Source organism: Enterococcus sp. AZ179, assembly GCF_050498885.1.
In the GTDB taxonomy this organism is placed as follows: domain Bacteria; phylum Bacillota; class Bacilli; order Lactobacillales; family Enterococcaceae; genus Enterococcus_D; species Enterococcus_D entomosocium.
The window spans coordinates 519,404-542,517 of sequence record NZ_JBMHEO010000001.1 but is presented as its reverse complement, the minus strand read 5'-3'; the positions used below and the strand labels follow the sequence as shown (position 1 = coordinate 542,517).

Here is a 23,114-nt window from a genome sequence, read left to right as displayed (position 1 = left end):
TTGACTTTACAGTTACTGTAAACTTTATACTAAAGATAGTCAACTACTGGGAGGAAGATAGAATGAATAAACAAGTAACATATCGACCATTTAAACGAGAAGATCTGCCTGCGCTTGTGCAAGTAATTATTGATAGCTGGAACTACGACAAGCAATTTGACCCGAAGACCGCCAAACACTTTGCTCATGTCTTTTTGTGTTATGAACTTGCCCGTGCTACCTATTCACGTGTGGCTCTTTTAAATGGTGAAGCTGTCGGTATCTTATTAGCAGACAGTAAAAGAGGGAAGAAGCTTCATCCAATGCGCTATTGGGGGAAAACGATGTGGCATGCTGGCTGCTTAATGCTTTCTAATCAAGGGAGAAACACGCTGCTGCATTATGCCAAAGAGGTGGCTGAGTTAAATCAAGCGATGTTGAAAGACTTACAAATTCCTTTTCAGACCGAAGTTGGTTTGTTTGCCGTTAGTCCCAAAACACAAGGATTGGGTGTAGGCAAGCAACTCTTTACTTCCTTCTTAGCGATGGTCCAGCATGATAAAACAGCTCCGTTTTTCCTTTATACCGATACCACTTGTAATTACGGTTTTTATGAGCATATGGGCTTGAAGCGGGCAGCTGCTGTGAAACGCTGGATCAAAAAGCCGATCAAGAAGGAAATCGAGTTTTATATCTATACTTCCTAAGAGTGCAGCGATGCACTCTTTTTTTCATTGGCTAGTATGGTAAACTGGAAGCAAAGAAGGACAAGAAAGCTGTTTTCGTTTTATGGAAACGGCGCTTGTTTTGGTCGAAAGCGATGGATCAATTCGCTTTCGTAAAAAGGATGGGGAATGGGAAAGGATGGTTTATTTGGAAAAAAAGCAGATTGGGTTTATTTTAAGTGATATCGATGGGACGATCTTGGATCATAAACATCAAATCGATCCGGTTTTGATTGAAGAAATCAAACGGTTGAAGCAGCAAGCGATTCCTTTTGTTTTGGCTTCCGCTCGCTCCCCGAAAGGAATGCTACCGATAGCTGAAGAATTAGAGATAGAAGACTGGCCCTTGGCTTGCTACAACGGTGCCCTGATTGGACGGTACGATCATACGGGTACGCTTGTACCAATATTTAGTCATGAGGTCAAAAAAGCAGAAGCAAAAACTTTGGTTGCGCGCATCAAAGCTGATTTTCCTGGTGTTTCCATCAATGTCTACTCTGGTGATCAGTGGTATTGCGAAAGAGTGGACCAATGGGCACGAGCAGAAGCGGCGATCACCAAAGAGACTCCTGTAGAAACTTCATTAGAACAACTGTTGGCACAAGAAGCTTTTGAGGTTCATAAGTTTCTTTTGATCGGCACAACGGCAGAAATCCAAGCGCTTCATGCTGCCTGCCAGAACGCTGACTTTTTAGAAAGCGCCTTTTATTTATCCAAAGAGAATTATTTGGAAGTCACTCATCAAGCTGTGGGAAAAGATAAGGCGCTAAATGAATTAGCGGCCTATTTCCAAGTGTCGCTGGCGCAAACCTTAGCGATCGGCGATAATTTTAATGACCTGCCAATGATTGCTTCAGCCGGTATCGGTGTTGCGATGGAGAATGCGCCCGATTTGGTCAAAGCAAAAGCTGATTTTGTGACGGCTAGCAATACAGACCATGGGGTTGCTGATGCATTGCGGCGATTTGTCACAGAATAAATAAAAAAACTAGGTTTTTTGAACAAATTGATTGACTTTCATTTCTACTCTCCTTAAACTTTTAGCTATACCTAAAAAGGTAAGTGTTTGTTGGAAAGAAGGAGAAAAATGAATAAGAAGATCGAGAAGACATTGACCAAATTTGCCGAGCCGTTGGGGCTCTCAGTTGATACTTCCACCGGGGTGATTTATGGAACGTATCATAGTTATAAACTTTTTTTAGTTCAAGAGAATAACAATAGTTATTCTCTTGTGGCTCATTTTTCCCTTAGCAAAGAGGGGGAACTTCCGAACCAAGAAGAAGTCAAAGAAGTTTTAAGTGAGTCAAAAGAGATCACCGACTGTGTGATCCAAGGATATCAAGTTGCCTATACATTACGCGGAGCGATGACTGCAGGGAAAACTGTGGACAAGATCCGTACTGCGTTGGACCAATTGACGAATTTCTTGAAGACGAAAGGTTACCAAAATGCTTGTACCTTCTGCGGAACGATCACTGAGCCGGTTTCGCTGTATGCTATTGGCGGCACTCCCGTCATTGCGTGTGAAGCTTGCTTTAAGAAACAACAAGAAGCGGTCCTTGCACAAGAACGGGAAAAAGGGCAGAAAAAAGAAAATTGGCTAGCTGGAACAGTGGGCGCGTTTCTTGGTTCACTGATTGGTGCCGGCGCAATTATTTTATTAGGACAACTGGGATATGTAGCTGCATTGTCTGGAATCGCAATGGCGATCTGTGCCATCAAAGGGTATGAATTATTAGGTGGAAAACTCAGTACAAAAGGTATTATTAGTAGTATCATCGTCATGATCGTTATGGTCTATGTCGGGAATCGTATCGACTGGTCGATCAGTGTAGCGAATTATTACACGGACGTTGATGTCTTCTACGCTTTCCGTATTTTACCTGATTTGATTCGTGAAGGGTATTTGGAAGCGAGTCAATATTACGGGAACTTAGGTCTGGTCTATCTCTTTACGGCGATTGGGGCTATTCCAACTATTATCGCTGCGGTACGAGAGGGTAAAGTGACGCGTCAAAGCTATAAAATGGAGTAATCCACTTTCCTATCCAAAGATAAAAAAACGCAAAGCGCGATCTCTTTCGCTTTGTGTTTTTTGTTTTTGTGTCATAAATAATAACATGCAGTGTTAACATAAAAAATAAATAATAATAAAATGAGAAAAATAGCTTGCTTTTATAATTAATATTTATTAAAATCTTATTTACATTCAGAGTTTTGTAATAATTCTGAAAATTTTGGATTTTCATAAGGGGTAGGTAAGATGAAGAAAAAATGGGGATATGGTGTCATCGCTGTTTGTGGAATCGTATTAGCAGGTTGCTCAACAGGAGGGACATCAAGTACAGGTGAAAGTTCAAGTGGTAGTGGGACAGCAGCTGCCGAACAAATTTTTAATGTTGTGGTTCAACAAGAAATGCCTAGTGCCGATCTATCCTTAGCCACCGATACGATCAGTTTCAGTGCTTTAAATAATGTGTATGAAGGGTTGTACCGCTTAGATGCTGATAGTAAGCCCGAACCAGCAGGTGCCGCCGAATTAGCGGAAGTCAGTGAAGATGGTCTGACCTATAAATTGAAATTACGTGAAGATGCCAAATGGTCAAATGGAGAACCAGTAACAGCAGCGGATTATGTCTTTGGCTGGCAACGCACCGTAAGTGCGGAAACAGGTTCTGAATATGCGTACTTATTTGCGCCCGTAACCAATGCCGAAGCGATAACAGCAGGTGAAAAAGATGCCTCAGAATTGGGGATCAAAGCAGTCAGCGACTATGAATTAGAAATCACGCTGACGACACCTACGCCATACTTCCAATACTTATTGGCATTTCCATCCTTCTTCCCACAAAGCCAAGCAGTCGTAGAAGACAACGGCGATCAATATGCTTCAACAAGCGACAATGCCGTTTACAATGGACCGTTTGTGTTAGCTGGCTTTGATGGTCCAGGAACCGATACAGAATGGTCATATGAAAAGAACGACCAATATTGGGATAAAGATACGGTGAAACTTGATACGATCAATGTCAGTGTCGTAAAAGAATCATCGACCTCCTTGAATCTATTCCAGGATGGGCAAGCGGACGACGTCATCTTAACAGGAGAATTGGCGCAGCAAATGGCCAATGATGAAGCGTTTGTGTCAGAACCATTAGCCCGTACTTCCTATATCGAGTTGAATCAGCGAGAAGAAGATTCGCCATTTCGCAATGAGGATCTGCGTAAAGCAATCTCTTATGCCATCGATCGTGATGCATTAGTGACATCGATTTTAGGTGATGGTTCATTGGCTTCCACAGGATTGATACCAAAAGGAATGACCTTTAACCCAACTGATAATACTGATTTTGTCGATGAAGCGGAAAGTGTCATTGAATACGATCAAGAAAAAGCCAAAGAACATTGGGAAAAAGCCAAAGAGGCTTTGGGAATCGATTCTTTAAGTTTTGAAATTTTGGCCTCTGACACAGACTCAACCAAAAAAGCCATTGAATATATTCAAAGTGCGATTCAAGATACGCTTGATGGGGTGAAAGTTAGCCTAAGTCCAGTACCTTTCTCCGTTCGCCTTGATCGTTCAAACTCAGGTGATTTTGATGTCGTTATGGGTGGCTGGGGTGCTGACTATGCGGATGCCAGCAGTTTTACAGATCTATTTGTAACCGATAATTCATACAACCGAGGTCGTTGGACAAGCGATGAGTACGATGCAGCAGTGAAATCATCTGCCACGACAAATGCTGGCAATCCAGATGCCCGCTGGCAAGATTTGTTGGATGCAGAGAAAATCATTATGGATCAACAAGGGGTTATCCCTGTGTACCAAAACGTTGAAGCTCATTTACGTGCACCAAAAGTAAAAGGGGTCGTTTCTCACGGTGCCGGTGCGCAATACGATTACAAGTGGGCAGTTATTGAAGAATAAGCGCCTAAAGAAGAAGCTGGTTTTGCGTAAGCAAGCCAGTTTTTTTCTTGTGCTTTGTTCTTACTTACACAATGTTAGTAATGAGAGCGGATGCAATTGTTTATAAAAAAACAAAAAAAAGTTGACAAGGATCAATGATCAACTTGTCAACCTCGTTTTTTCTTCATCTATTTCACAGAAATCCAGTGAAAGATTATTCGCTAACTGTTACGTCGCCTGTTACAGAAGCGCCATCTTCGTCAAGTGTTGCTGAATCTTGGAATTCTTTTGAAGTGAATGTTACGTTACCTTCAACTTTTGCACCGTTCAATACAAAGCCGTTTGCATTCACTTCAACGTCACCTTTGATTACACCGTGAACGATGTTGAAGTTTTCTGAGTTAACGATCAATTTAGGAACAGTTACTGTGTACTCAGCTGTTACGTTGCGGTCTTCATCTTGTGAGTACAATGCAAATTTACGGTAGATATCAGCTGAGTCATCGCCTTTATCATGGAATTCGCCATCAACGGTTACATCGTTATCAAATGTCATGTCAGCAGTTACAGCAACGATCCAGTTACCATCTGCACCCAATGCTTTTTCAATGACTGAAGTTTGGTCACTGATAGAAGCAGTTGAAACAACATCATCTGATGATTCAGTTGATGCAGCAGTTGAAGCTGCTGTTGATGATGAGCTTGCAGCTGTGTCGTTATCTGAACTACATGCAGCTAAAAGAGTGCCTCCCATAAGCAATGATGCAGCGATTAAAGTGATTTTAGTTTTTTTCATGTTTCCTTCTCCTTTGTATTCCCATAGTTTTCTTAAAAACAAAATGATTATACCATACCGAAGTGAAGTTTGTGAAACAAAAAACATAAATGAGGAGAAATTTAATAAATATCAGCCTAGGATTAAAAAAATTTCAAAGAAACTAGGAATAAATGCGTGACGCTTACGAATGAATGAGACATCTCATTCACAAAGAACCCTCCATTATGGAAGAAATGCCCTTCTTCTATAATGGAGGGTCATTACTACATTCGCTTTCGATCAGTCAACTGCTTGAACTTCGATACGATCAAATCCATGATGAACTGATACATAAAGGCATGGGTTTGGAAATGGGTTTGATGAGGGAAGATGATGGCTTCTTGGACAAAGGGAAGTTCCGAGATCTGTGGGTTGGCGGTGATCACAATGACTTTGGCTTTGGTTCGATCAAAGAAATCTTTTCGAGGCGTTCCATTTCGAATTTGTTGCTTGGTCAGGTAGTCACCGGAATTGGTAAAAATAATAAAAAGCGATTCTTCATCGGCAGATTTGATGATTTCTTCTTGTACGAGATCGTCTTGGAAGGTCCGAATGAACTTGCCGTTGTAAGCTAGTTTGATCTGGAAATCAATAGCAGCCGATTCTGAGAATAATATTCCAAAAGCAAAGACATTTTTATGCGAAACAATTGCTTGTGCGATCCGTTCGATGGCTGGCAGATCAAGATGATGCCGCAGATAATCGATGTCTTGTATCACTGCGTCAAAATAGGAGTCTACGCCTTCTTGCTCCAAAGCAGACAAAATATTCGAGCGATAATTTAGCGGATTGTTGAAGCGGTTCTCGATGAAAGCTGCGTTGTCTTTTAAATCACCATAGTCATCAAAGCCTAAGGTACGGGCGAATTTTGAAACGGTTGACTTTGACACATGGCAAAGAGCGGCGAATTCACCAATACTTAGAGTTTGGATCTGATCGTAATAGTTGATCATGGTCAAACCGATATAGTAGTTGGTGGAATCAGTGGGTGCATTATTTAAAAGATTCAATAAACGAATGATTAAGAGGCCCATTTTCTTTCCTTTCTTGTAAGCAGTTTCCAAATTGCGAACTTTCGCAGGTGAGAGAAAAAAATCTGCTATAGTAACGCCATAAAGCGCTTTATAAATCAAACACGGGAGTGAGTCATTTGGCAAAAGATTATTCAAAACTTGCTAGTGAAATTATAGCACAGGTCGGTGGGGAACAAAATATCGTTAGCCTGTATCATTGCATCACTAGATTGCGTTTTAAGTTGAAAGATGTCGAGTTGGCACGAAAAAATAAGAACAAAATTCAGCAGCTTGATGGGGTATTGTCAGTCATTGAAGGAAATGGCCAGTTTCAAGTCGTGATCGGGAATCATGTGGCAGATGTTTTTCAAACGATCATGAGCAAGTATTCGATCCAAAACGCTTTGGAAAGTGATGGAGATGCCGAAGAATCAACAGAAAAACAAGGCAATGTATTTATCCGATTCTTCAATGTATTGTCTGCGATCTTTAATCCAATCATTGTTGCGCTTGCAGGGGCAGGGATGTTGAAAGCTTTACTAGTTGTTTTTACGACCTATCATTTGATGGACGCAGAAGGAAGCACCTATAAAATATTAGCTGCTGCTGGCAATAGTGTCTTTTATTTCTTGCCTTTATTTTTAGCGATCAGTGCAGCGCGGATTTTCAAAGTCAATATGTTTATTGCTTTAGCAATCGTTGGGGCGTTGCTGGAGCCGAATTTTACAGCAATGGTGACGGAAAACGGTGTGACGGTTGATTTCTTTGGCATCCCAGCTGTGCTGATGGGGTATTCGGGTACCGTGATTCCAGCGATCGTTTCGATCTATATCTACTCGCACTTGGAACGCCTACTCAAACGGATCATTCCTAAGAGTATCGAGATTTTTGCTCTATCGCTAGTGGCTCTTTTGATCATGGTGCCTCTGACTGTTTTGATCATTGGACCGGTCGGTGTAATGCTTGGGGAAGGTTTAGGCAATGCCATGAACTTTATCAGCGATAAGAGTGGGCTGTTGGCTGGCTTGTTGATCGGTGGCGGTTGGACATTCTTAGTAATGATCGGGATCCATTGGGGAGTTGTACCGATCATGGTCAATAACCTAGCGGTATATGGCTATGATACGCTGCGCCCGATGATCGCAGCAGCAACATTTGCGAGTGCTGGGGTTGCTTTAGGTGTATTTTTACGCTCTCGCAGAAAAGAAACCAAAGGCCTGGCGCTATCTTCCTTGCTTCCAGCATTGCTTGGAGGAATTACAGAACCCATCGTCTATGGACTTTCGGTAAAATTTAAAAAGCCGTTGATTGCTCAAACCATCGTTGGTGCCATTGCTGGTGCGTTTATGGGCATGATGCAAACCAAGGCCATCGTCTATGTTTTTCCAGCATTGACGACATTGCCAGCTTTCTTTGGGGACACCTTTGTGTACTATTTGATCGGCATTGCCTTTGCGTTCTTCGGTACTGCTATTTTGACCTATGTATTAGGATTTGAAGAAACGCTAGAACCTGTTTTAGAAGAAGGTGCAGGGCTGCAAGTGATGACACCAGTTGCTGGTGAAGCGATCACGCTTGATGATGTCAAAGATGAAGTATTTTCTTCTCGAGCAATGGGAGATGGATTAGCCGTTTATCCATCAGCCGGCGATATTTATGCGCCACTTACTGGTACGGTTGTGACAGTGTTTCCAACTGGACATGCTTTTGGGATCCAATCAGCTGCTGGGACGGAAGTGTTGGTTCATATCGGCTTAGACACGGTTGATTTAGCAAAAGGCGTGTTTGAGATTTCGGTGAAACAAGGGGATCAAGTCGTGAAGGGGCAAAAAATTGGCACCTTTGACTTAGCAAAAATTATTGAAAAAGGATATGATCCGACAACCATGTTGGTCTTTACCAGTGTGATCAAAGAAGATGCATTGACAGTTGTGGATCAAGCGAAAAAAGACGTTACCGCATTGGTAGCAAATGATTTATTAAAAGGAGCGATTTCATGAGTGTATTTCCAAAAAATTTCCTATGGGGCGGCGCAATCGCCGCAAATCAAGCCGAAGGAGCTTATTTGGAAGGAGGAAAAGGATTAAGCGTAGCAGATATTTTACCAGTTGGTGAAAAACGTATTGAGCAAGTTTCACTGCAGCTTGAAGAGGAAAACTTTTATCCGAGCCATGAAGCCATCGACTTTTATCATCGGTACCCAGAAGACATTGAACTGTTTGCGGAAATGGGCTTGAAGTGTTTGCGTACCTCAATTGCTTGGAGTCGCATTTTTCCGAATGGGGATGAGACGGAACCGAATGAAGCAGGTTTACAATTTTATGATGATTTATTTGATGCCTTGAATGAAAAAGGGATCCAACCAGTTGTTACGTTAGCTCACTTTGAGACACCACTGCATTTGGTAACGAAATATGGTGGTTGGCAAAATCGTGCACTGATCGATTTTTTTGATCGGTATACAAAAGTGGTTTTTGCACGCTATAAAGGGAAAGTGAAATATTGGATGACTTTCAATGAAATCAACCATACCCATACGATCCCTTTACTCGCAGCAGGTATCGATGTGTTTTCTTTCGAGACTGAAGAAGAAAAATTACAGGCACTTTATCAAGCGAGTCATAATATGTTTGTTGCAAGTGCCAAAGCAGTTCTGAATGGGAAGGCAGTAGATGAAAACAATCAGATTGGCTGTATGCTGTCACTGAGTCCGATTTATCCTGCAACGTGCAACCCGCAAGATGTTTTTGAATCGTATCAACTGCGCCGTCGTTCTTTGTTTTATAGTGATGTGCAATTGCGAGGGGCGTATCCTGAATACTTCGACCGCATCGTGAAGGATAATCATCTGTTGCTGGACATTACAGAAGAAGATCTAGCGATCATTAAAGCGGGGACCTGCGATTATTTAGGCTTTAGTTTTTACCGCAGCTCATTGCATGAAGCGGGCATGAAAATTTTAGGTAATACTGGCGGATTATTGGGGAAAAAGAATCCTTACCTAAAAGAAACTGCTTGGGGATGGCCGATCGATCCGTTGGCATTACGCTATGTTTGCAGCGAATTGACTGATCGCTATCAAAAACCATTATTTATCGTTGAAAACGGAATTGGTTTAAAGGATGTTGTCAATGAAGATGGATCGATCGTCGATGAAGAACGGATGGCTTATTTGAAAGATCATGTAAAGGCAATGGCGGAATCGATCAAAGATGGCGCAACGATTCTAGGCTATACATGGTGGGGACCGATCGATATCGTTTCTGCGGGGACAGGAGAGATGGAAAAACGATACGGCTTTATCTATGTCGATAAGCAAAATGATGGTAGCGGAGATCTTTCCCGCAAGAAAAAAGCTAGTTTTGCGTATTATCAGCAAGTGATCGCCACGAATGGGGAAGCGTTGGCGTACGAATCATTTTTGAAAGGCGGCAAGTAAAATGAAAAGTTATTTTCCAAAAGATTTCCTCTGGGGGGGAGCAACAGCTGCCAACCAAGTTGAAGGAGGCTCTGGGATCGATGGAAAAGGCTTGTCGGTTTCTGATGTCTATCTGTTCGATTCCTCAATGCCGAAAGAACGTTGGACTGACCAATGGCATATGATGACTCATCAGCAAGTTGCAGAAGCACAGGATCCTAACAGCACGAAATACTATCCGAAAAGACAGGGCATCGATTTTTATCATCATTTTAAAGAAGATATTCGTTTATTTGGTGAGATGGGCTTCAAAGCCTATCGGATGTCAATTGCCTGGACACGGATCTTTCCAAAGGGGGATGAGGTAGAACCAAACGAAGCTGGATTGGCATTTTACGATGCAGTCTTTGATGAGTGTTTGAAGTATGGGATCGAACCAGTAGTATCACTATCCCATTATGAAATGCCATTGTATTTAGTGACTGAGTATGGAGGATGGCCGAATCGGCAAGTGATCGACTTTTATGTCCGTTTTGCCAAGACGGTGATTGAGCGATACCAAAAGAAAGTCAAATACTGGGTGACTTTTAATGAAATCAACTGTGTCAAACACCATCCATATGTTAGTGTCGGGATCATTGAAGAAGGCCATCCTAATATTGAACAAGAAAAGTACCAAGGGGCGCACCATCAATTTGTCGCCAGCGCAATCGTGACTGACTATTGCCATCGATTGATTCCCGATGCCAAGGTCGGCTGTATGATCAGCTATCAATTATTAACGCCGTACAGCTGTGATCCAGATGATGTCCAAAAAACAGTCGAAAGTCAACGAACCTCACTCTTTTTCAGTGATGTGCAGGCAAGAGGCTATTATCCAGCATATGCCAAACGCATGTTTGAAGAAAAAGGAGTGGAATTGGTGATCGAACCAGGAGACTTAGAAGTCATCCGGGAAAACCCTGTGGATTTTGTTTCCTTTAGTTACTATATGTCCAGTGCAGTCAGCGCGCATCCAGAACGATTGGAAAGTGCTGTCGGGAATTTGATTACTGGTGGGATAAAAAACCCCTATTTGCCAAGCAGTAAATGGGGCTGGCAGATCGATCCCAAAGGGTTGCGAACAGCATTGAATCAACTCTATGACCGCTACCAAAAACCTTTGTTTATTGCCGAAAACGGTTTGGGAGCAGAGGATGTCGTAAACGAAGATGGCACCATCGATGATTTTTATCGAATCGACTATCTGCGTCAGCATATTGAACAAATCAATGAAGCGTTACATGATGGCGCCGAGGTCTTTGGCTATACGGCATGGGGCTGCATCGATATCATCAGTGCTTCGACCTCACAAATGTCGAAACGCTATGGTTTTATCTACGTCGACCAAGACGATGAAGGCAATGGCACAAAGAAACGCATCAAGAAAGCATCTTTTGATTGGTACAAAAAAGTAATTGCTTCAAACGGCGCAACTCTTTGATTTTTGATTCTTCCAGATAAAGCAATTCCTAGGCTTAATCATAAGGTTTCTTAACAATTTAGCTTTTTATCAAGAAAAAAGCCCAAATTTATTTGCTATTTTATTTTAACCGTGCTATGATGAATAGGTAAAGTTCTGATATGTTAATACTTGTTTATCTTTTCTATTGATACACACTTCAATTACACATCATTTTCTATTACAAACAAATAAACACAGTCGATGTGTAATATGGAGGTATACGTTTATGAATAACGGTACAGTAAAATGGTTTAATGCAGATAAAGGTTTTGGATTTATTACAGGTGAAGACGGCAATGATGTATTTGCTCACTTCTCAGCTATCCAAGGCGACGGCTTCAAAACTTTAGAAGAAGGTCAAGCAGTGACTTTCGACGTTGAAGAAGGCCAACGTGGCTTACAAGCAACAAACATCGTTAAAGGTTAATTGACGTTAACAAGCGAGAATCCATTGGGTTCTCGCTTTTTTTTTGTTTTATTTTATGTAAATATTGAAATTGATAAGGTTTCCAGGATCTGTTACAAGAGAATAGTTGCAGGCTTTGAGGGCCTGACATGGTAAACAGTACATCTTTGCTTTCGATAGTCAACTAACCCTAAGCGTTGCGTTTTACTTATCCATGATTTCTCATTCGATGATAAGCGTATAAAAAGAGGAAAACAGAAAGAGAGGCTATATACCGTATTCAATAAATAAATGCTTTTCACAGTAAATGAAAAAGTGATTGAACAGGTTTAGTAGCATCGCTACCAATAAAATCAATGATCGCTAGTGATTCAAATGGCATGTCTCATTTGAATAGAATAAAGAAACAGGTACAGTGGAAAATGCCACGATTCAATGTATGGTCCCCCGTACTTATACAAGAGTAATCGATGTGAAAGATCGATAATTCTTATTCGTTTCATCGATATTGTCTTGAATGAATTGTAAAAGTAGAATATATTGATACAAATTAGCTGCTTTTTTATTGCGATTGGAACAAAGATGATTACATTTCGAGGGGGAATCTATATGAAGCCAAAAGAAATACTTTGCCAATGGGTTGATGCGTTTAATCAAGCAGATGTAGAATGTATTTCAGAATTATATGATGACAATGCAATAAACCATCAGGTTGCCAATGAGCCAGTTATTGGGAAAGAAGCGATAAAGCAGATGTTTGAGCAAGATTTTTCTAACGCAAAAATGGTTTGTATCGTTGAGAACATTTTCGAAGATGGACAATGGGCAATTTTAGAGTGGCGTGACCCATTAGGTTTGAGAGGCTGCGGTTTTTTTCAAATAGTAAATGATAAAATTTTATTTCAAAGAGGCTACTGGGATAAATTATCTTTTTTAAAACAGCACGACTTGCCTATTGAATAAAAGGAATTCCCGTATAGGAATGGTTAGCAGATATGCATGACAGGAAGGTTAATCGCTTCACGTAAAATTCTTAAAGGGCAACACTGTATGAAAACAAAGCTTTTTGTTTAAGTAATGTTTAAGAATAAGTACGTTTTCTTCCATTTGCACTCTGTCTCGTGGTAAAGTTATTAATAAGCGACAAATATTTTTGTACCACACGTTACTTGTTTTGAAGAAATTTATTCAAACCTGGCGTAACTTCAGAGTTACAAGGATACAATAGAGGTTAGGGATTGTATCGTTTAAATGAGAAATAAATAATAGTAGTAATAGTATGCTGCACTTTCAAAGAATAAATATTGACTCGTCAGATAGCCTTCTCGTTTACCCAAACGAGAGGGCTATCGTTCATTAGAAAAGAAAAAGTGTCTTTTTCCTAAAAGAAAGGAAGAAGACACTTTTTGGCTTTATTCTGCTGTGAGGGGGATCGTCAGCTTGCGATCATCGGTTTGATCGTCGAGCATTGAATCGACATATTGCTTCAAAAAGTAAGAATAGGTCGCTAACCACTGATACTCCTCGGAGTCTTTGATGGCAGCTATTTCCTCGACTGAGTAAGTATCATTGCCAGTAAAAAGGGCCGTGTTCAGCTTCGTGACAAACGTGCAAAGTTGTGTGATCTGGGCTTCTGACAGTTCAGACACGGCGGACAATTGGTCGCGGACCAGTTGGTCGGTGTCATTTTCAAAAATACTTTTCTGGTAGTTTTGATAGTCCAGTAACTGTTCATCAGTTTGCTTCGTTTCAGCCGCCCAAGCATGTAGATCAATTTGACGAGCTTCATAGTCGATTTCCTTGTCAGAAAGAGAAAGGACGCCGTAGCCTAATTCTGCTGTTGAATAAGACCCAGTGACTGCTTCATAAAGCGAATCATTCCCTTCGTTAATGTCTTGAATGTGGATATGACCAGAGAAAACGGCTGGCACGTTGAAGCGTTCCAACAAAGCGACAGTCTCAGAGGCGTTGTTGAGAACATAACCGTCTTGTAAGAGTTCATTATGACCAAACAAGTTATGGTGTAAAAAGACCAGTGGTACTTGCTCTGCTTCTTTTGTCAGGGTTAATTGCTCCTCCAACCAGGTTAGAGTAGCTGGTTTCAACTCACCATTCGTTGTAGGATCATCCCAATTAACCTCAGAATCGTAGATACATGAATCTAGTAAAAAGAGGCGATACTTGTCATTTAACTGAATGCTGTAGCTAAGGGAAGACTTGTCGATACTGTTGGCTTTTTCGTAACCTTCAGCAAAAATCGTTTGAAAATCCTCAGGACTGATTTGATCGGCATAGTATTCCTTTTCACCTTGAAATGCTCGCGCCCAACCATTGTAAATCTCGTGGTTGCCAGGTAATGCTAAAACCATAATGCCAGCTTCTTGCAATGGTTCAAGCAATCTTGCCAACTCTTGAGCACTTGCTTTCTCGCCATTGAGCGTCATATCACCGGTCAAAATAATTCCCGTTGGTTTCTCCTTTAAGGCTTGAGCGGTGAAGGCCTCGATTGATTGTTCTTGATACATCATCTCTTTGCCAGCAGCTCCTTGCGTGAAGGTCTGAAAGGCTTCGCCATTATCATGAAGCGTGGAGGAAAGAAAATGAATATCACTTAAGAGCCAAAACTCACTGTTGCTTGCCTGTTGCAAAGGTGTATCGGCTTCATGCACCTTACGAAATTGAAAGAATAACAGGAAACAGGTGACAAAAAGTGTAAGAAGTGCCAATGGCCAAAACCATTTTTTGTGTGTACGAATCGCGATTCCCTCCTCGCTTGTTTTATTTATTATAGGAAGGAAAAGGAATCTTGTCACATAAAGGGTCTTTTTTTGAAAGATTTCTTGTTTTCATAGTTTTTCTTGTTAAGATAATTCCGAAAAAACTATAAGTGCTCTTATTTGGGTGCTTTTATGTGATAAAAATAACTAAAATAGAAAGAACATCATTTTTTGAAAATGAAAAGAAAACGCGGTGTTTTATTCAGAAACATTGATTTAACGGTCTTTAATTGTTCTGTTATTTATCGCTGAGATAAAGGCAATGTTAGATTGAAATATTTTTGTAACATTTCCTTTATCTGTGTGTCATATCATTATGGTAGAATTCATTTGTCGTTAAATCGAACATTAAACTTTCTTAGACAAAATTAAGTTTTTATAAAGGCAGTTCATCTGTCAAATCAACCAGCTAGTCGGAGGAAAAACGAGTGAAGAATAGTTTGTTATCAGCATTAATGGTGTGTTCACTAACATTAACCGCAGTTGCAGCACCTGCATTAGCATTTGCAGATTCCATTGATGATCAAATCGAGCAGCAAGACCAAAAAATCAATTCTCTTAAAGGTCAGCAAGCTGACGCCCAATCACAGATCGATTCTCTAGAAGCAGAAATTGAAACAGTGAGTGCAAAAGTTGCTTCATTAGAAGCAAAACAAGTTGAGTTAGGTCAAGAAGCTGAGAAATTGCAAGACAAAATCGCAACATTGAAATTGCGTATTGCCAAACGTGAAGAAGCAATTCAAAAGCAAGCCCGTGATGTACAAGTTAACGGTCAAAGCACCAATTTCATTGATGCTGTTTTAGAAGCAGATTCTTTAACGGATGTTATCGGTCGCGTACAAGCGATGACAACGATCGTCAATGCAAACAATGATTTAGTTGAACAACAAAAACAAGACAAACAAGATGTTGAAGACAAAGTCAAAGAAAACGAAAGCAAGATCCAAGAAGTTGCTGCAAACCAAGCAGAACTTAGCCAACAAAAAGATGCCATTGCAGCAAAACAAGCTGATTTAAATGTCTTGAAAGCAAACTTAGCAGCAGAACAAGCAACTGCTGAAAAAGACAAAGATGCATTGAACAAGAAAAAACAAGAAGCGGAAGCTGAAAAAGCCCGTATCTTGAAAGAACAACAAGAAGCTGCTGCTGCTCAAAAAGCAGAAGAAGAAAGACAAGCTGCTGCTTTGAAAGAAGCACAAGAAGAAGCTGCTGCCCAATCAACAGAGAGCACGACAGAAAATACAGTTGCTTCTACTGAAACAGCAACAAGTAGTTCTTCAAGCAACACAAGCTCAAGTTCAAGCAATACTAGCAGTTCTAACAGCTCAAGTTCATCGAACACAAGCTCTTCGAACACTGGTTCAAGCAATTCAAGTTCAAGTAACTCAGGTTCAAACTCTTCATCAAACAATGATTCTACCGGAAGTACTTCTACAGGCGGCGGAAAAGATCATTCAAGCTCAGGGAACATGTATGCTTGGGGTCAATGTACTTGGTACGTGAAAAACCGTGCTCCTTGGGTAGGTACTTACTGGGGTAACGGGGCCCAATGGGGTGCGTCAGCTGCAGCTGATGGGTACACTGTCAATGGTACACCAGCAGCCGGTGCTGTTGTAGTCTTTGCCGCTGGTCAATCAGTTGGTGGCGTTTGGACTGCTGATCCAACTTATGGTCACGTAGCCTATGTTGAATCATACAACCCATCAAACAATACGATCACGATCTCTCAAGGCGGAATGGGCTTTGACAGTCCTGGTGGACCAAACACTGCAACATTGAGCGCATCTGGATATACTTACATCCATCGCTAATCAAATCAAAAGCAAAGCATCAACGCAATCGCGTTGATGCTTTTTTATTTGATCGATCGCTTTCTAAATCGGTCAGACAAGAGAATTACCCAGAGAGACAAGACAGGGTTCTCTCAAATCTTATCAAGATTCTATAGAAAATAGGAGGTTTCTCGTTCTACTATCAAATAGTGAGAAACGGTGAAAAGGTCGTTTTTGAAGTTACCATCAGTTCTTCCATTGCACGAGAAATCGCCGTATAGAGAATCCGCTGATCTTGATCGGTATGATAATTTTCTGCTGAAACATCATATAAAAGAACCTGCTTAAATTCCAATCCTTTGGCAAGATGAATCGGTAAAACCGTTCCATGAAATGACACGGCCTGTTTATCGAAGAATTGTTTAAGCTCTTCACTGGATCGACTATCTTTTGTGATGATCGTTACTGGCTGCTTAAGTTCCTTTACTATGTCTACCAAGGCAACGTCAGTCAGATTGGCATAAAACTGTGGCAACTTTCCTGCTGGTCGAACGGCAGAGATGTTTAAATTGGTTTCTTTTGGTAGCATTTGAGCAAATAACCGTGTGATTACACCGCTAGACCGATAACTCGTAGTCAGCTGATACGTTTCGAGGGATTTCGCCTGTTGTTGAAATATCGTTTGGATTTCTGATACGGTGATGGCACTTGTAAAAATCGCCTGTTGCTGATCCCCCACGAGGGTGAAAGCGGTCATAGGAAAAAGACATAATAGAAACTGCAGTTGTGCTGGCGTATAATCTTGGACTTCGTCGATAAAGAGATAGCGCAAAGCAGGGACAGGTTGTTTTTCGGCCACCAAATGACGTATCAGCAATAGACAAACAGTATAATCCAAACTATCTGTTGTTTGCGTCAAAGTGATCTGTCCATGAGTAAAATAGTCGGCACTGTCTGCTAACAATTGTTTCGTATCAAACCACGTAAGGTCATTGATTTGTTTCGTAACTTTTGCATATTTTTTCTTTAGGAGGCGAAGGGCTGCTTTCTGAATCGTTTTTTCTGAATCATCTTTTAAAACTGTCCCTAAAAGGGATCGTTGTTCATCTTCAGTCAAAGAACGAACTTGGTCGTGAACATTCGCTGCTAAGGCATTTTTTTGCAATCGTTCCTCCCAAGCGTAAGCCAATTTCTTTTTGACAGCTTGGATGCGATCGCGCAAGGGTGCCTGTTTCGGTGTTTCTTGGAAGAAAGTGTCGATCGTTTCTTCAGAAAAAAGGACGACGTTTTTTCTTTTGATTGGTTTAAACTGAAGCACAAGTTCTTCTGGCAGCTGTTTGCTCAAGGATTGAAGAAAGCGGCTGAAGTCAGCACTGCGTAAAAGTTCGATTGCTTCACTGGGTGCTTGCTGGATGCGGTCAAAATAAGCCTCTTCCGATTCTAAGTCAACGCTAGGAAATGCTTGGCAAAACTGCCGCATGGTCAACGTCAATGGATTTTTTTCGCCGAGGGAAGGCAGCACTTGCGAAATATAATCAATAAACCGCGAATTCGGGGAGAGGATCAAGACATTCTCTGCGGTCATCTCTTCACGAAAATGGTACAGCAAAAAGGCGATCCGCTGCATGACAGCAGAAGTTTTTCCGCTTCCAGCAACACCGTTGACCAGTAGGTTTTTATGCGCTAAGTCACGGATGATGACGTTTTGTTCGTGTTGGATCGAAGCAGTGATATCCTGCATTTTTTGGCTATTATTGGCTTCAAGGGCTGCCAGTAACACTTCATCTTGAATCGCCACTGAGGTATCAAAGGCTTGCTTCAATTGATCTTTTTCGATAATAAATTGACGGCGTTGTTCAAGAACGGCAGAAATCGTCTGATTGTTCACTTGATAAGAGACCGGACCCAGGCGTTTGGCATAGAACAATTCGGCAATTGGGGAGCGCCAATCATAGATCAGCCCTTCCTTATTTTCATTAACAAAACCATTGATCCCAATGTAAAAATCTTCTATCGTTTCCTCATCTTCAAATTGTAGGGAGATTTTACCAAAGTAGGGACTATCCAGAAGACGGTCGATGGCAGCTAATTCACGTTCAGCAGATTGAAGAGCGGCGTTCATTTGGTCTATCTCACGATTCTTACTTTCGATGGCAGCAAAAGTATCTAAACGGTCAGCAAAATTATCAAAGTTTAAGCGAATTTCTTCGCCGATGCTTTGCATCGCAAGGCGATCTTTTTTTCTGCCTTCAGTCAAGAAACTGTTCAGCACTGTCTTTCGTGTCAGCAATTGCTGGTACGTGTCTGCGAGATGCTTCTTTTCAGCCTTTAGGTTGTTCATTCAGACTCACATCCATTCTCCAAAGTAACTCAATTATACGGGCATCCACCAAAAATACTAGTCTATTTTTTTGACTCTGGATGCGGTATAATAATAGTGGGAAGAGGCAGCTGATTGTTCCAATGTCATGGGAGCAAGCAGAATGCGTCTATTTTTTTGTTTTAAAAATGAGAAAAAGGGTCATTGCTTGTGTTTTTGAAGGGGCTGTTTATACTGAATATAGAGAAAAATACAAAGCGAAAAATCGTTGAGGGAGTGTCAACATGTCCAAACTATTGTCACCAGTGAAGCTAGCGAATTTAACATTGGCCAACCGCGTCGTTATGTCGCCGATGTGTATGTATGAAGTAAAAAAAGAAGACGGTGTTGCGGAGCCCTTTCATTTTGTTCACTATGGGGCACGAGCATTAAGCAAAGCCGGATTGATCATTATCGAAGCAACTGCCGTTGAACCAGACGGACGAATCACAAACAATGATCTAGGGTTATGGAATGAAGAACAGCAAACAGAACTGACGAAATTGGTGGAACTGCTGCATGGTTTCAATGCGCAAGTAGGCATCCAACTAAGCCATGCAGGACGAAAAGCAGTTGATGCCACCAATCCTTTGGCACCAAGTGCCGTTGCCTTTAACGAACGCTACCCGTTACCGTCAGAAATGACCCTGGCGGAGATCAAACGGGTGCAAGACAGTTTTGTTCAGGCTGCCCAACGAGCAGCTAATGCGGGTGTCGCGATGATCGAACTTCATGGGGCTCATGGCTACTTGATGGATCAATTTCTTTCGCCATTCGTCAATCAACGCACCGACCAGTATGGTGGTTCCTTAGAGAATCGGTATCGCTTTGTAAAAGAAACGGTACAAGCAGTTCGGGCGGTCTTTTCTGGGGCATTGTGGATGCGCTTGTCACTGACAGACTATGAAGAACCAGGACGCCAAAATTCGTTGGAAGATTGGCAGCAAGTAGCCCAATGGCTTCAAGCAGATGGCATTGATTGTCTTGATTGCTCAACCGGTGGTGTGGTGGATAAAAAGCCTAATATTCCGATCTATGATGGCTACCAAGTGCCCTTTGCTGCAGCCATCAAGCAAGTGGTCGATATTCCCGTAGCAGCAGTCGGTTTATTGGATAATCCTGATCTTTGTGAATATCTTTTGCAAACCAATCAAGTGGATTTGGTTTTACAAGGCCGCGCATTGATCAGAAATGCCAACTGGTTGGCAGATGCAGCGGCTAAACTTCACGATAAGTCCTTTCAAGCGTACAATGATTCCTATCAACGTGGGGTGAAACGTTGATATATGTTTTATTACATGAGAGTTGATTCGAAAGAATGACTTGTAAGTGTAGAGATCGGGAATGGAAGAAAAGTAGAGATTTACTTACGGTTCTTCTTTTAAAAATTTTTTTAGTATAGGTTAGGAATTAATCGAAATAAGAGAACAATGGACGATGATTTGTCGTTCTTTGTTCTTTTTTTTGACTTTTATAGATCATTTTTATGAACGTATTCCACTTTTTTTCGTCTATTTGCATTAAATAGCTCATAGCATTGAACTGTTTAGTTCACGATGGTATAGTTTAGGCAAGTTTTCGAAAACGATTACAAAAAATGGAGGTGTTGAAATTGGATATCGGTCAACTGATTGATGAACGATTCATTTTATTTGATGAGCAAATTCGGACAAAAGAAGAATTGTTTACTCAAGCATCTGTTTTATTCGAGTCCTCAGGAGTTATCAGTAATATAAAGAAGTACAAAAAAGATTTATTTCGTCGCGAGAAACAAACCTCTACTGGGATTGAAGATCATTTTGGTATTCCTCATGCAAAAAGTAAGGCAGTACTAAGGCCCGCAATCGCCTTCGTAAAGTCGAGTCCAATTACTGATTATCAAGCAATTGACGGAACGGCTGTCACCTATTCTTTTGTCATCGCAGTACCTGAAAAGAGTACTGACGATCATTTAATCATCTTAAGCAATCTCGCACGATTGTTGATGCACGAAGGATTTCGAAATGCAGTAAAGAAGGCAAAAGACGCCTCAGATATTATTAATAATATTCAATCAAATCAATCAGAAAAGAGGGAACCTGTATGAAAATTGTCGGTATTTCTGCTTGTCCGACTGGAATTGCGCATACGTATATGGCTGCTGAAAAACTGGAAAAAACGGCAAAATCATTGGGATATACAATCAAAATCGAGACACAAGGAGTAAAAGTCGAAAACATTTTGAGTACAGAAGAAATTCAACAGGCAGAGGTTGTCATTTTAGCGGTTGACAAAGAAGTACAGACCGACCGATTTGCTGGAAAAAAAGTTAAAAGAGTGTCAACCGCAAGAGCAATCAGAGAACCAGAAAAAGTGATCCAAGAGGCAATTGATGGGTTAGAAGTGACCACGATTGCCCAAGGCGAGCATGTTTCAAACGAATCCGGAAAGAAAGCTGGCATTTATAATCATTTCATGAATGGCGTTAATTACATGTTGCCTTTGGTTATTGCTGGTGGAATTTTAATTGCGTTTAGTTTTGCTTTTGGGATCAATGCAGCTGATCCTAGCGATCCATCATACAATCAAATTGCCGAAGTTTTAAGCACGATTGGTGGGAATACGGCTTTTGCATTGATGGTTCCTGCACTTGCAGCAGGAATTGCCACTTCCGTTGCCGGTAGACCGGGCTTTGCCGCTGGTTTGGTTGCGGGAACGATGGCGGCAAGTGGAGGATCTGTTTTTTAGGTGGGATGGTTGGTGGTTTACTCGCTGGGTATGCTACGGATTATTTAGCGAATAAAGTAACAGTAGCAAAATCATTTGCGGCACTCTATCAGTTGATTATTGTTCCTTTGATCTCAGTTGCTGTGACTGGCTTTGCCATGTTTTATTTCATTGATAAACCAATCTCTTATGTATTGGATGCTTTGACGAATTGGCTTAATGGACTTGGTTCTACGAGTGGTGTGGTATTCGGCTTACTGATAGGCATTATGATGGCAGCTGATATGGGCGGTCCCATCAATAAATCGATTTCAACCTTTAGTATTGGTTTGATGTCGGCAGGAGTTAATGCACCAATTGCGGCTTGTATGGCTGCCGGGATGACACCTCCTCTAGGCATTGCCTTGGCTTCTATCTTGTTTAAGCAAAAATTTACTCAAGAAGAACGAACTTCTGCTCAGTCTTGCTGGGTTTTGGGATTATCTTATATTACTGAAGGTGCGATTCCATTTGCTGTCGCTGACCCATTACGAGTAATACCTAGTTTGATGGCAGGTTCAGCAACCGCTGCTGCAATATCAATGGGTGTCGGCGTAACTTCATTAGCTCCACATGGTGGTATCTGGATCTTACCGATTCCCAATGTATTGAACAATCCGTTGATGTATGTCGTGGCAATCGTTTCTGGAACGGTGGTTACAGCATTGATGTTAGGGTTTTTGAAAAAATCTAGAACTGAAATGGAACGCCAACCAACCGATGAAGGAAAACTGATTTAGAAACTATTTATAAGTTGAAGAGAAACGAATCAAAAGAAAAGAGGAATGTCACAATGTTAATGACAATGAAAGAATTACTTGCTGTAGCAAAAGAACATAAATTTGCTGTTCCAGCATTTAATATTTGCAGTTTTGATATGTTAAAAGCAATCATGGAAGAAGTTGAGGCACAGGATGCACCAGTCATTTTAGAAATTCATCCTGATGAGATCGAATACTTAGGAGATTGTTTCATAGCGACAGTGCGGGAGTACGCATTAAAAAGTAAGGTACCAGTCGTTATTCATTTGGATCACGGGGGATCAATCTACGATGTCATGCGGGCGATCCGTAATGGCTATACCTCGGTGATGATCGATGCATCATTAGCCGATTACGAAGAAAATAAAAAAATCACGAAAGAAGTTGTTGAACTGGCACATATGGTTGGTGTCAGCGTTGAAGCAGAAATTGGTACGATTGGGAACAACGGTTCCGCAGAAGGGGGAGCTGCAGAAATTATTTACACAGATGTCGACCAAGCCGAAGACTTTGTACGTGCTACCGGCATTGACACCCTTGCCATTGCAATTGGAACGGCTCATGGGTTGTATCCAAAAAATATCACCCCTAAGTTGAACATCGATTTGTTGAAAAAGTTGAACGATCGTATTGCTTTACCATTTGTATTGCATGGTGGGTCAGGAAACCCAGATCATGAAGTGCGAGAGTCTGTAAAATATGGCGTATGTAAAGTAAATCTTAGTTCTGATTTGAAATCCGTATTTTTTGATTCAGTCAGAAAAGTATTGACGGAAAACCCTGCTATGTATGAACCAAATCAAGTATATGTACAACCAATAAAAGATGTGAAAGCTGTTGTACGCCATAAGTTGACCCTGCTGAATACGGTTGACAAAGCACGTTTTTATCAGAGATAATAAATGAAATGATTGATTGGTACAGGATTAAA

17 protein-coding genes and 1 pseudogene are annotated in these 23,114 nt (G+C 41.2%); 14 read left to right on the top strand and 4 right to left on the bottom strand.

Annotation, left to right across the window (positions count from 1 at the left end; all coding sequences use genetic code 11):
• The first annotated feature begins 62 nt into the window (after positions 1-62).
• From IGI88_RS02670 to IGI88_RS02655, 4 genes are all read left to right on the top strand, one after another.
• Positions 63-686: a GNAT family N-acetyltransferase gene (locus tag IGI88_RS02670; RefSeq protein ID WP_086299177.1), complete on the top strand. Its 624-nt coding sequence runs from the start codon at positions 63-65 to the stop codon at positions 684-686.
• 157 nt (positions 687-843) lie between these two features.
• Entirely contained in the window at positions 844-1,683 is an 840-nt protein-coding gene (locus IGI88_RS02665) for a Cof-type HAD-IIB family hydrolase (protein WP_158297424.1), read from the top strand.
• Between the two features lie 108 nt (positions 1,684-1,791).
• Positions 1,792-2,739, top strand: a complete 948-nt coding sequence (locus IGI88_RS02660) for a hypothetical protein (protein ID WP_101698863.1) — start codon at positions 1,792-1,794, stop codon at positions 2,737-2,739.
• A gap of 228 nt (positions 2,740-2,967) precedes the next feature.
• On the top strand, positions 2,968-4,632 hold the full coding sequence (locus IGI88_RS02655) for a peptide ABC transporter substrate-binding protein (protein WP_005237349.1): 1,665 nt from the start codon (positions 2,968-2,970) through the stop codon (positions 4,630-4,632).
• A gap of 193 nt (positions 4,633-4,825) precedes the next feature.
• On the opposite strand, the gene IGI88_RS02650 is transcribed toward IGI88_RS02655, so the two are convergent.
• Entirely contained in the window at positions 4,826-5,407 is a 582-nt protein-coding gene (locus IGI88_RS02650) for a polymer-forming cytoskeletal protein (RefSeq protein WP_005237347.1), read from the bottom strand.
• A gap of 245 nt (positions 5,408-5,652) precedes the next feature.
• The gene (locus IGI88_RS02645) at positions 5,653-6,462 is read right to left on the bottom strand and encodes a MurR/RpiR family transcriptional regulator (protein ID WP_086299179.1); all 810 of its coding nucleotides are present in this window, start codon (positions 6,460-6,462) and stop codon (positions 5,653-5,655) included.
• 107 nt (positions 6,463-6,569) lie between these two features.
• On the opposite strand from IGI88_RS02645, the gene IGI88_RS02640 reads away from it, so the two are divergent.
• The 5 genes from IGI88_RS02640 to IGI88_RS02620 all read left to right on the top strand — a co-directional run bounded on the left by IGI88_RS02640 (position 6,570) and on the right by IGI88_RS02620 (position 12,732).
• Positions 6,570-8,441 (top strand): beta-glucoside-specific PTS transporter subunit IIABC, encoded by a 1,872-nt coding sequence (locus IGI88_RS02640; protein ID WP_429960153.1) that lies wholly within the window; start codon positions 6,570-6,572, stop codon positions 8,439-8,441.
• Positions 8,438-9,880, top strand: a complete 1,443-nt coding sequence (locus tag IGI88_RS02635) for a glycoside hydrolase family 1 protein (RefSeq protein WP_005237340.1) — start codon at positions 8,438-8,440, stop codon at positions 9,878-9,880. Before IGI88_RS02640 ends, IGI88_RS02635 begins: the two co-directional genes overlap by 4 nt.
• A 1-nt stretch (position 9,881) precedes the next feature.
• A complete protein-coding gene (locus IGI88_RS02630) occupies positions 9,882-11,342 on the top strand; it encodes a glycoside hydrolase family 1 protein (protein ID WP_086299181.1) in 1,461 nt (486 codons plus the stop codon).
• Between the two features lie 247 nt (positions 11,343-11,589).
• Positions 11,590-11,790, top strand: a complete 201-nt coding sequence (locus IGI88_RS02625; RefSeq protein WP_005225331.1) for a cold-shock protein — start codon at positions 11,590-11,592, stop codon at positions 11,788-11,790.
• 588 nt (positions 11,791-12,378) lie between these two features.
• Complete coding sequence (locus IGI88_RS02620) at positions 12,379-12,732, top strand: nuclear transport factor 2 family protein (protein ID WP_005237337.1); 354 nt, start codon at positions 12,379-12,381, stop codon at positions 12,730-12,732.
• Between the two features lie 449 nt (positions 12,733-13,181).
• Here IGI88_RS02620 and IGI88_RS02615 read toward each other — a convergent pair whose 3' ends face one another.
• Positions 13,182-14,582: a metallophosphoesterase gene (locus tag IGI88_RS02615; protein WP_086299182.1), complete on the bottom strand. Its 1,401-nt coding sequence runs from the start codon at positions 14,580-14,582 to the stop codon at positions 13,182-13,184.
• A 392-nt stretch (positions 14,583-14,974) separates the two neighbouring features.
• Between IGI88_RS02615 and IGI88_RS02610 the strand changes: the two genes are divergently transcribed.
• On the top strand, positions 14,975-16,357 hold the full coding sequence (locus tag IGI88_RS02610) for a CHAP domain-containing protein (RefSeq protein WP_042890032.1): 1,383 nt from the start codon (positions 14,975-14,977) through the stop codon (positions 16,355-16,357).
• A gap of 163 nt (positions 16,358-16,520) precedes the next feature.
• On the opposite strand, the gene IGI88_RS02605 is transcribed toward IGI88_RS02610, so the two are convergent.
• Positions 16,521-18,659 (bottom strand): HelD family protein, encoded by a 2,139-nt coding sequence (locus IGI88_RS02605; RefSeq protein WP_086299183.1) that lies wholly within the window; start codon positions 18,657-18,659, stop codon positions 16,521-16,523.
• A gap of 263 nt (positions 18,660-18,922) precedes the next feature.
• Here IGI88_RS02605 and IGI88_RS02600 point away from each other — a divergent pair, with 263 nt between their 5' ends.
• From IGI88_RS02600 to IGI88_RS02585, 4 genes and pseudogenes are all read left to right on the top strand, one after another.
• Positions 18,923-19,960, top strand: a complete 1,038-nt coding sequence (locus IGI88_RS02600; protein WP_086299184.1) for an NADH:flavin oxidoreductase/NADH oxidase — start codon at positions 18,923-18,925, stop codon at positions 19,958-19,960.
• Between the two features lie 320 nt (positions 19,961-20,280).
• Positions 20,281-20,763 carry a PTS sugar transporter subunit IIA gene (locus IGI88_RS02595; protein WP_225869358.1) on the top strand — a complete coding sequence of 161 codons (483 nt, stop codon included), beginning with the start codon at positions 20,281-20,283 and terminating at the stop codon, positions 20,761-20,763.
• Positions 20,760-22,162, top strand: a pseudogene (locus IGI88_RS02590) (PTS fructose transporter subunit IIC). Before IGI88_RS02595 ends, IGI88_RS02590 begins: the two are co-directional and overlap by 4 nt.
• Positions 22,163-22,215: 53 nt before the next feature.
• Positions 22,216-23,082: a ketose-bisphosphate aldolase gene (locus IGI88_RS02585; RefSeq protein ID WP_016613798.1), complete on the top strand. Its 867-nt coding sequence runs from the start codon at positions 22,216-22,218 to the stop codon at positions 23,080-23,082.
• Positions 23,083-23,114: the final 32 nt, after the last annotated feature.

What these genes read in the sequence shown, in the direction of transcription:
- IGI88_RS02670 (WP_086299177.1), top strand. Translation starts at nt 63, where the DNA reads ATGAATAAACAAGTAACATATCGACCATTTAAACGAGAAGATCTGCCT.
- IGI88_RS02665 (WP_158297424.1), top strand. Translation starts at nt 844, where the DNA reads ATGGTTTATTTGGAAAAAAAGCAGATTGGGTTTATTTTAAGTGATATC.
- IGI88_RS02660 (WP_101698863.1), top strand. Translation starts at nt 1,792, where the DNA reads ATGAATAAGAAGATCGAGAAGACATTGACCAAATTTGCCGAGCCGTTG.
- IGI88_RS02655 (WP_005237349.1), top strand. Translation starts at nt 2,968, where the DNA reads ATGAAGAAAAAATGGGGATATGGTGTCATCGCTGTTTGTGGAATCGTA.
- IGI88_RS02650 (WP_005237347.1), bottom strand. Translation starts at nt 5,407, where the DNA reads ATGAAAAAAACTAAAATCACTTTAATCGCTGCATCATTGCTTATGGGA.
- IGI88_RS02645 (WP_086299179.1), bottom strand. Translation starts at nt 6,462, where the DNA reads ATGGGCCTCTTAATCATTCGTTTATTGAATCTTTTAAATAATGCACCC.
- IGI88_RS02635 (WP_005237340.1), top strand. Translation starts at nt 8,438, where the DNA reads ATGAGTGTATTTCCAAAAAATTTCCTATGGGGCGGCGCAATCGCCGCA.
- IGI88_RS02630 (WP_086299181.1), top strand. Translation starts at nt 9,882, where the DNA reads ATGAAAAGTTATTTTCCAAAAGATTTCCTCTGGGGGGGAGCAACAGCT.
- IGI88_RS02625 (WP_005225331.1), top strand. Translation starts at nt 11,590, where the DNA reads ATGAATAACGGTACAGTAAAATGGTTTAATGCAGATAAAGGTTTTGGA.
- IGI88_RS02620 (WP_005237337.1), top strand. Translation starts at nt 12,379, where the DNA reads ATGAAGCCAAAAGAAATACTTTGCCAATGGGTTGATGCGTTTAATCAA.
- IGI88_RS02605 (WP_086299183.1), bottom strand. Translation starts at nt 18,659, where the DNA reads ATGAACAACCTAAAGGCTGAAAAGAAGCATCTCGCAGACACGTACCAG.
- IGI88_RS02600 (WP_086299184.1), top strand. Translation starts at nt 18,923, where the DNA reads ATGTCCAAACTATTGTCACCAGTGAAGCTAGCGAATTTAACATTGGCC.
- IGI88_RS02585 (WP_016613798.1), top strand. Translation starts at nt 22,216, where the DNA reads ATGTTAATGACAATGAAAGAATTACTTGCTGTAGCAAAAGAACATAAA.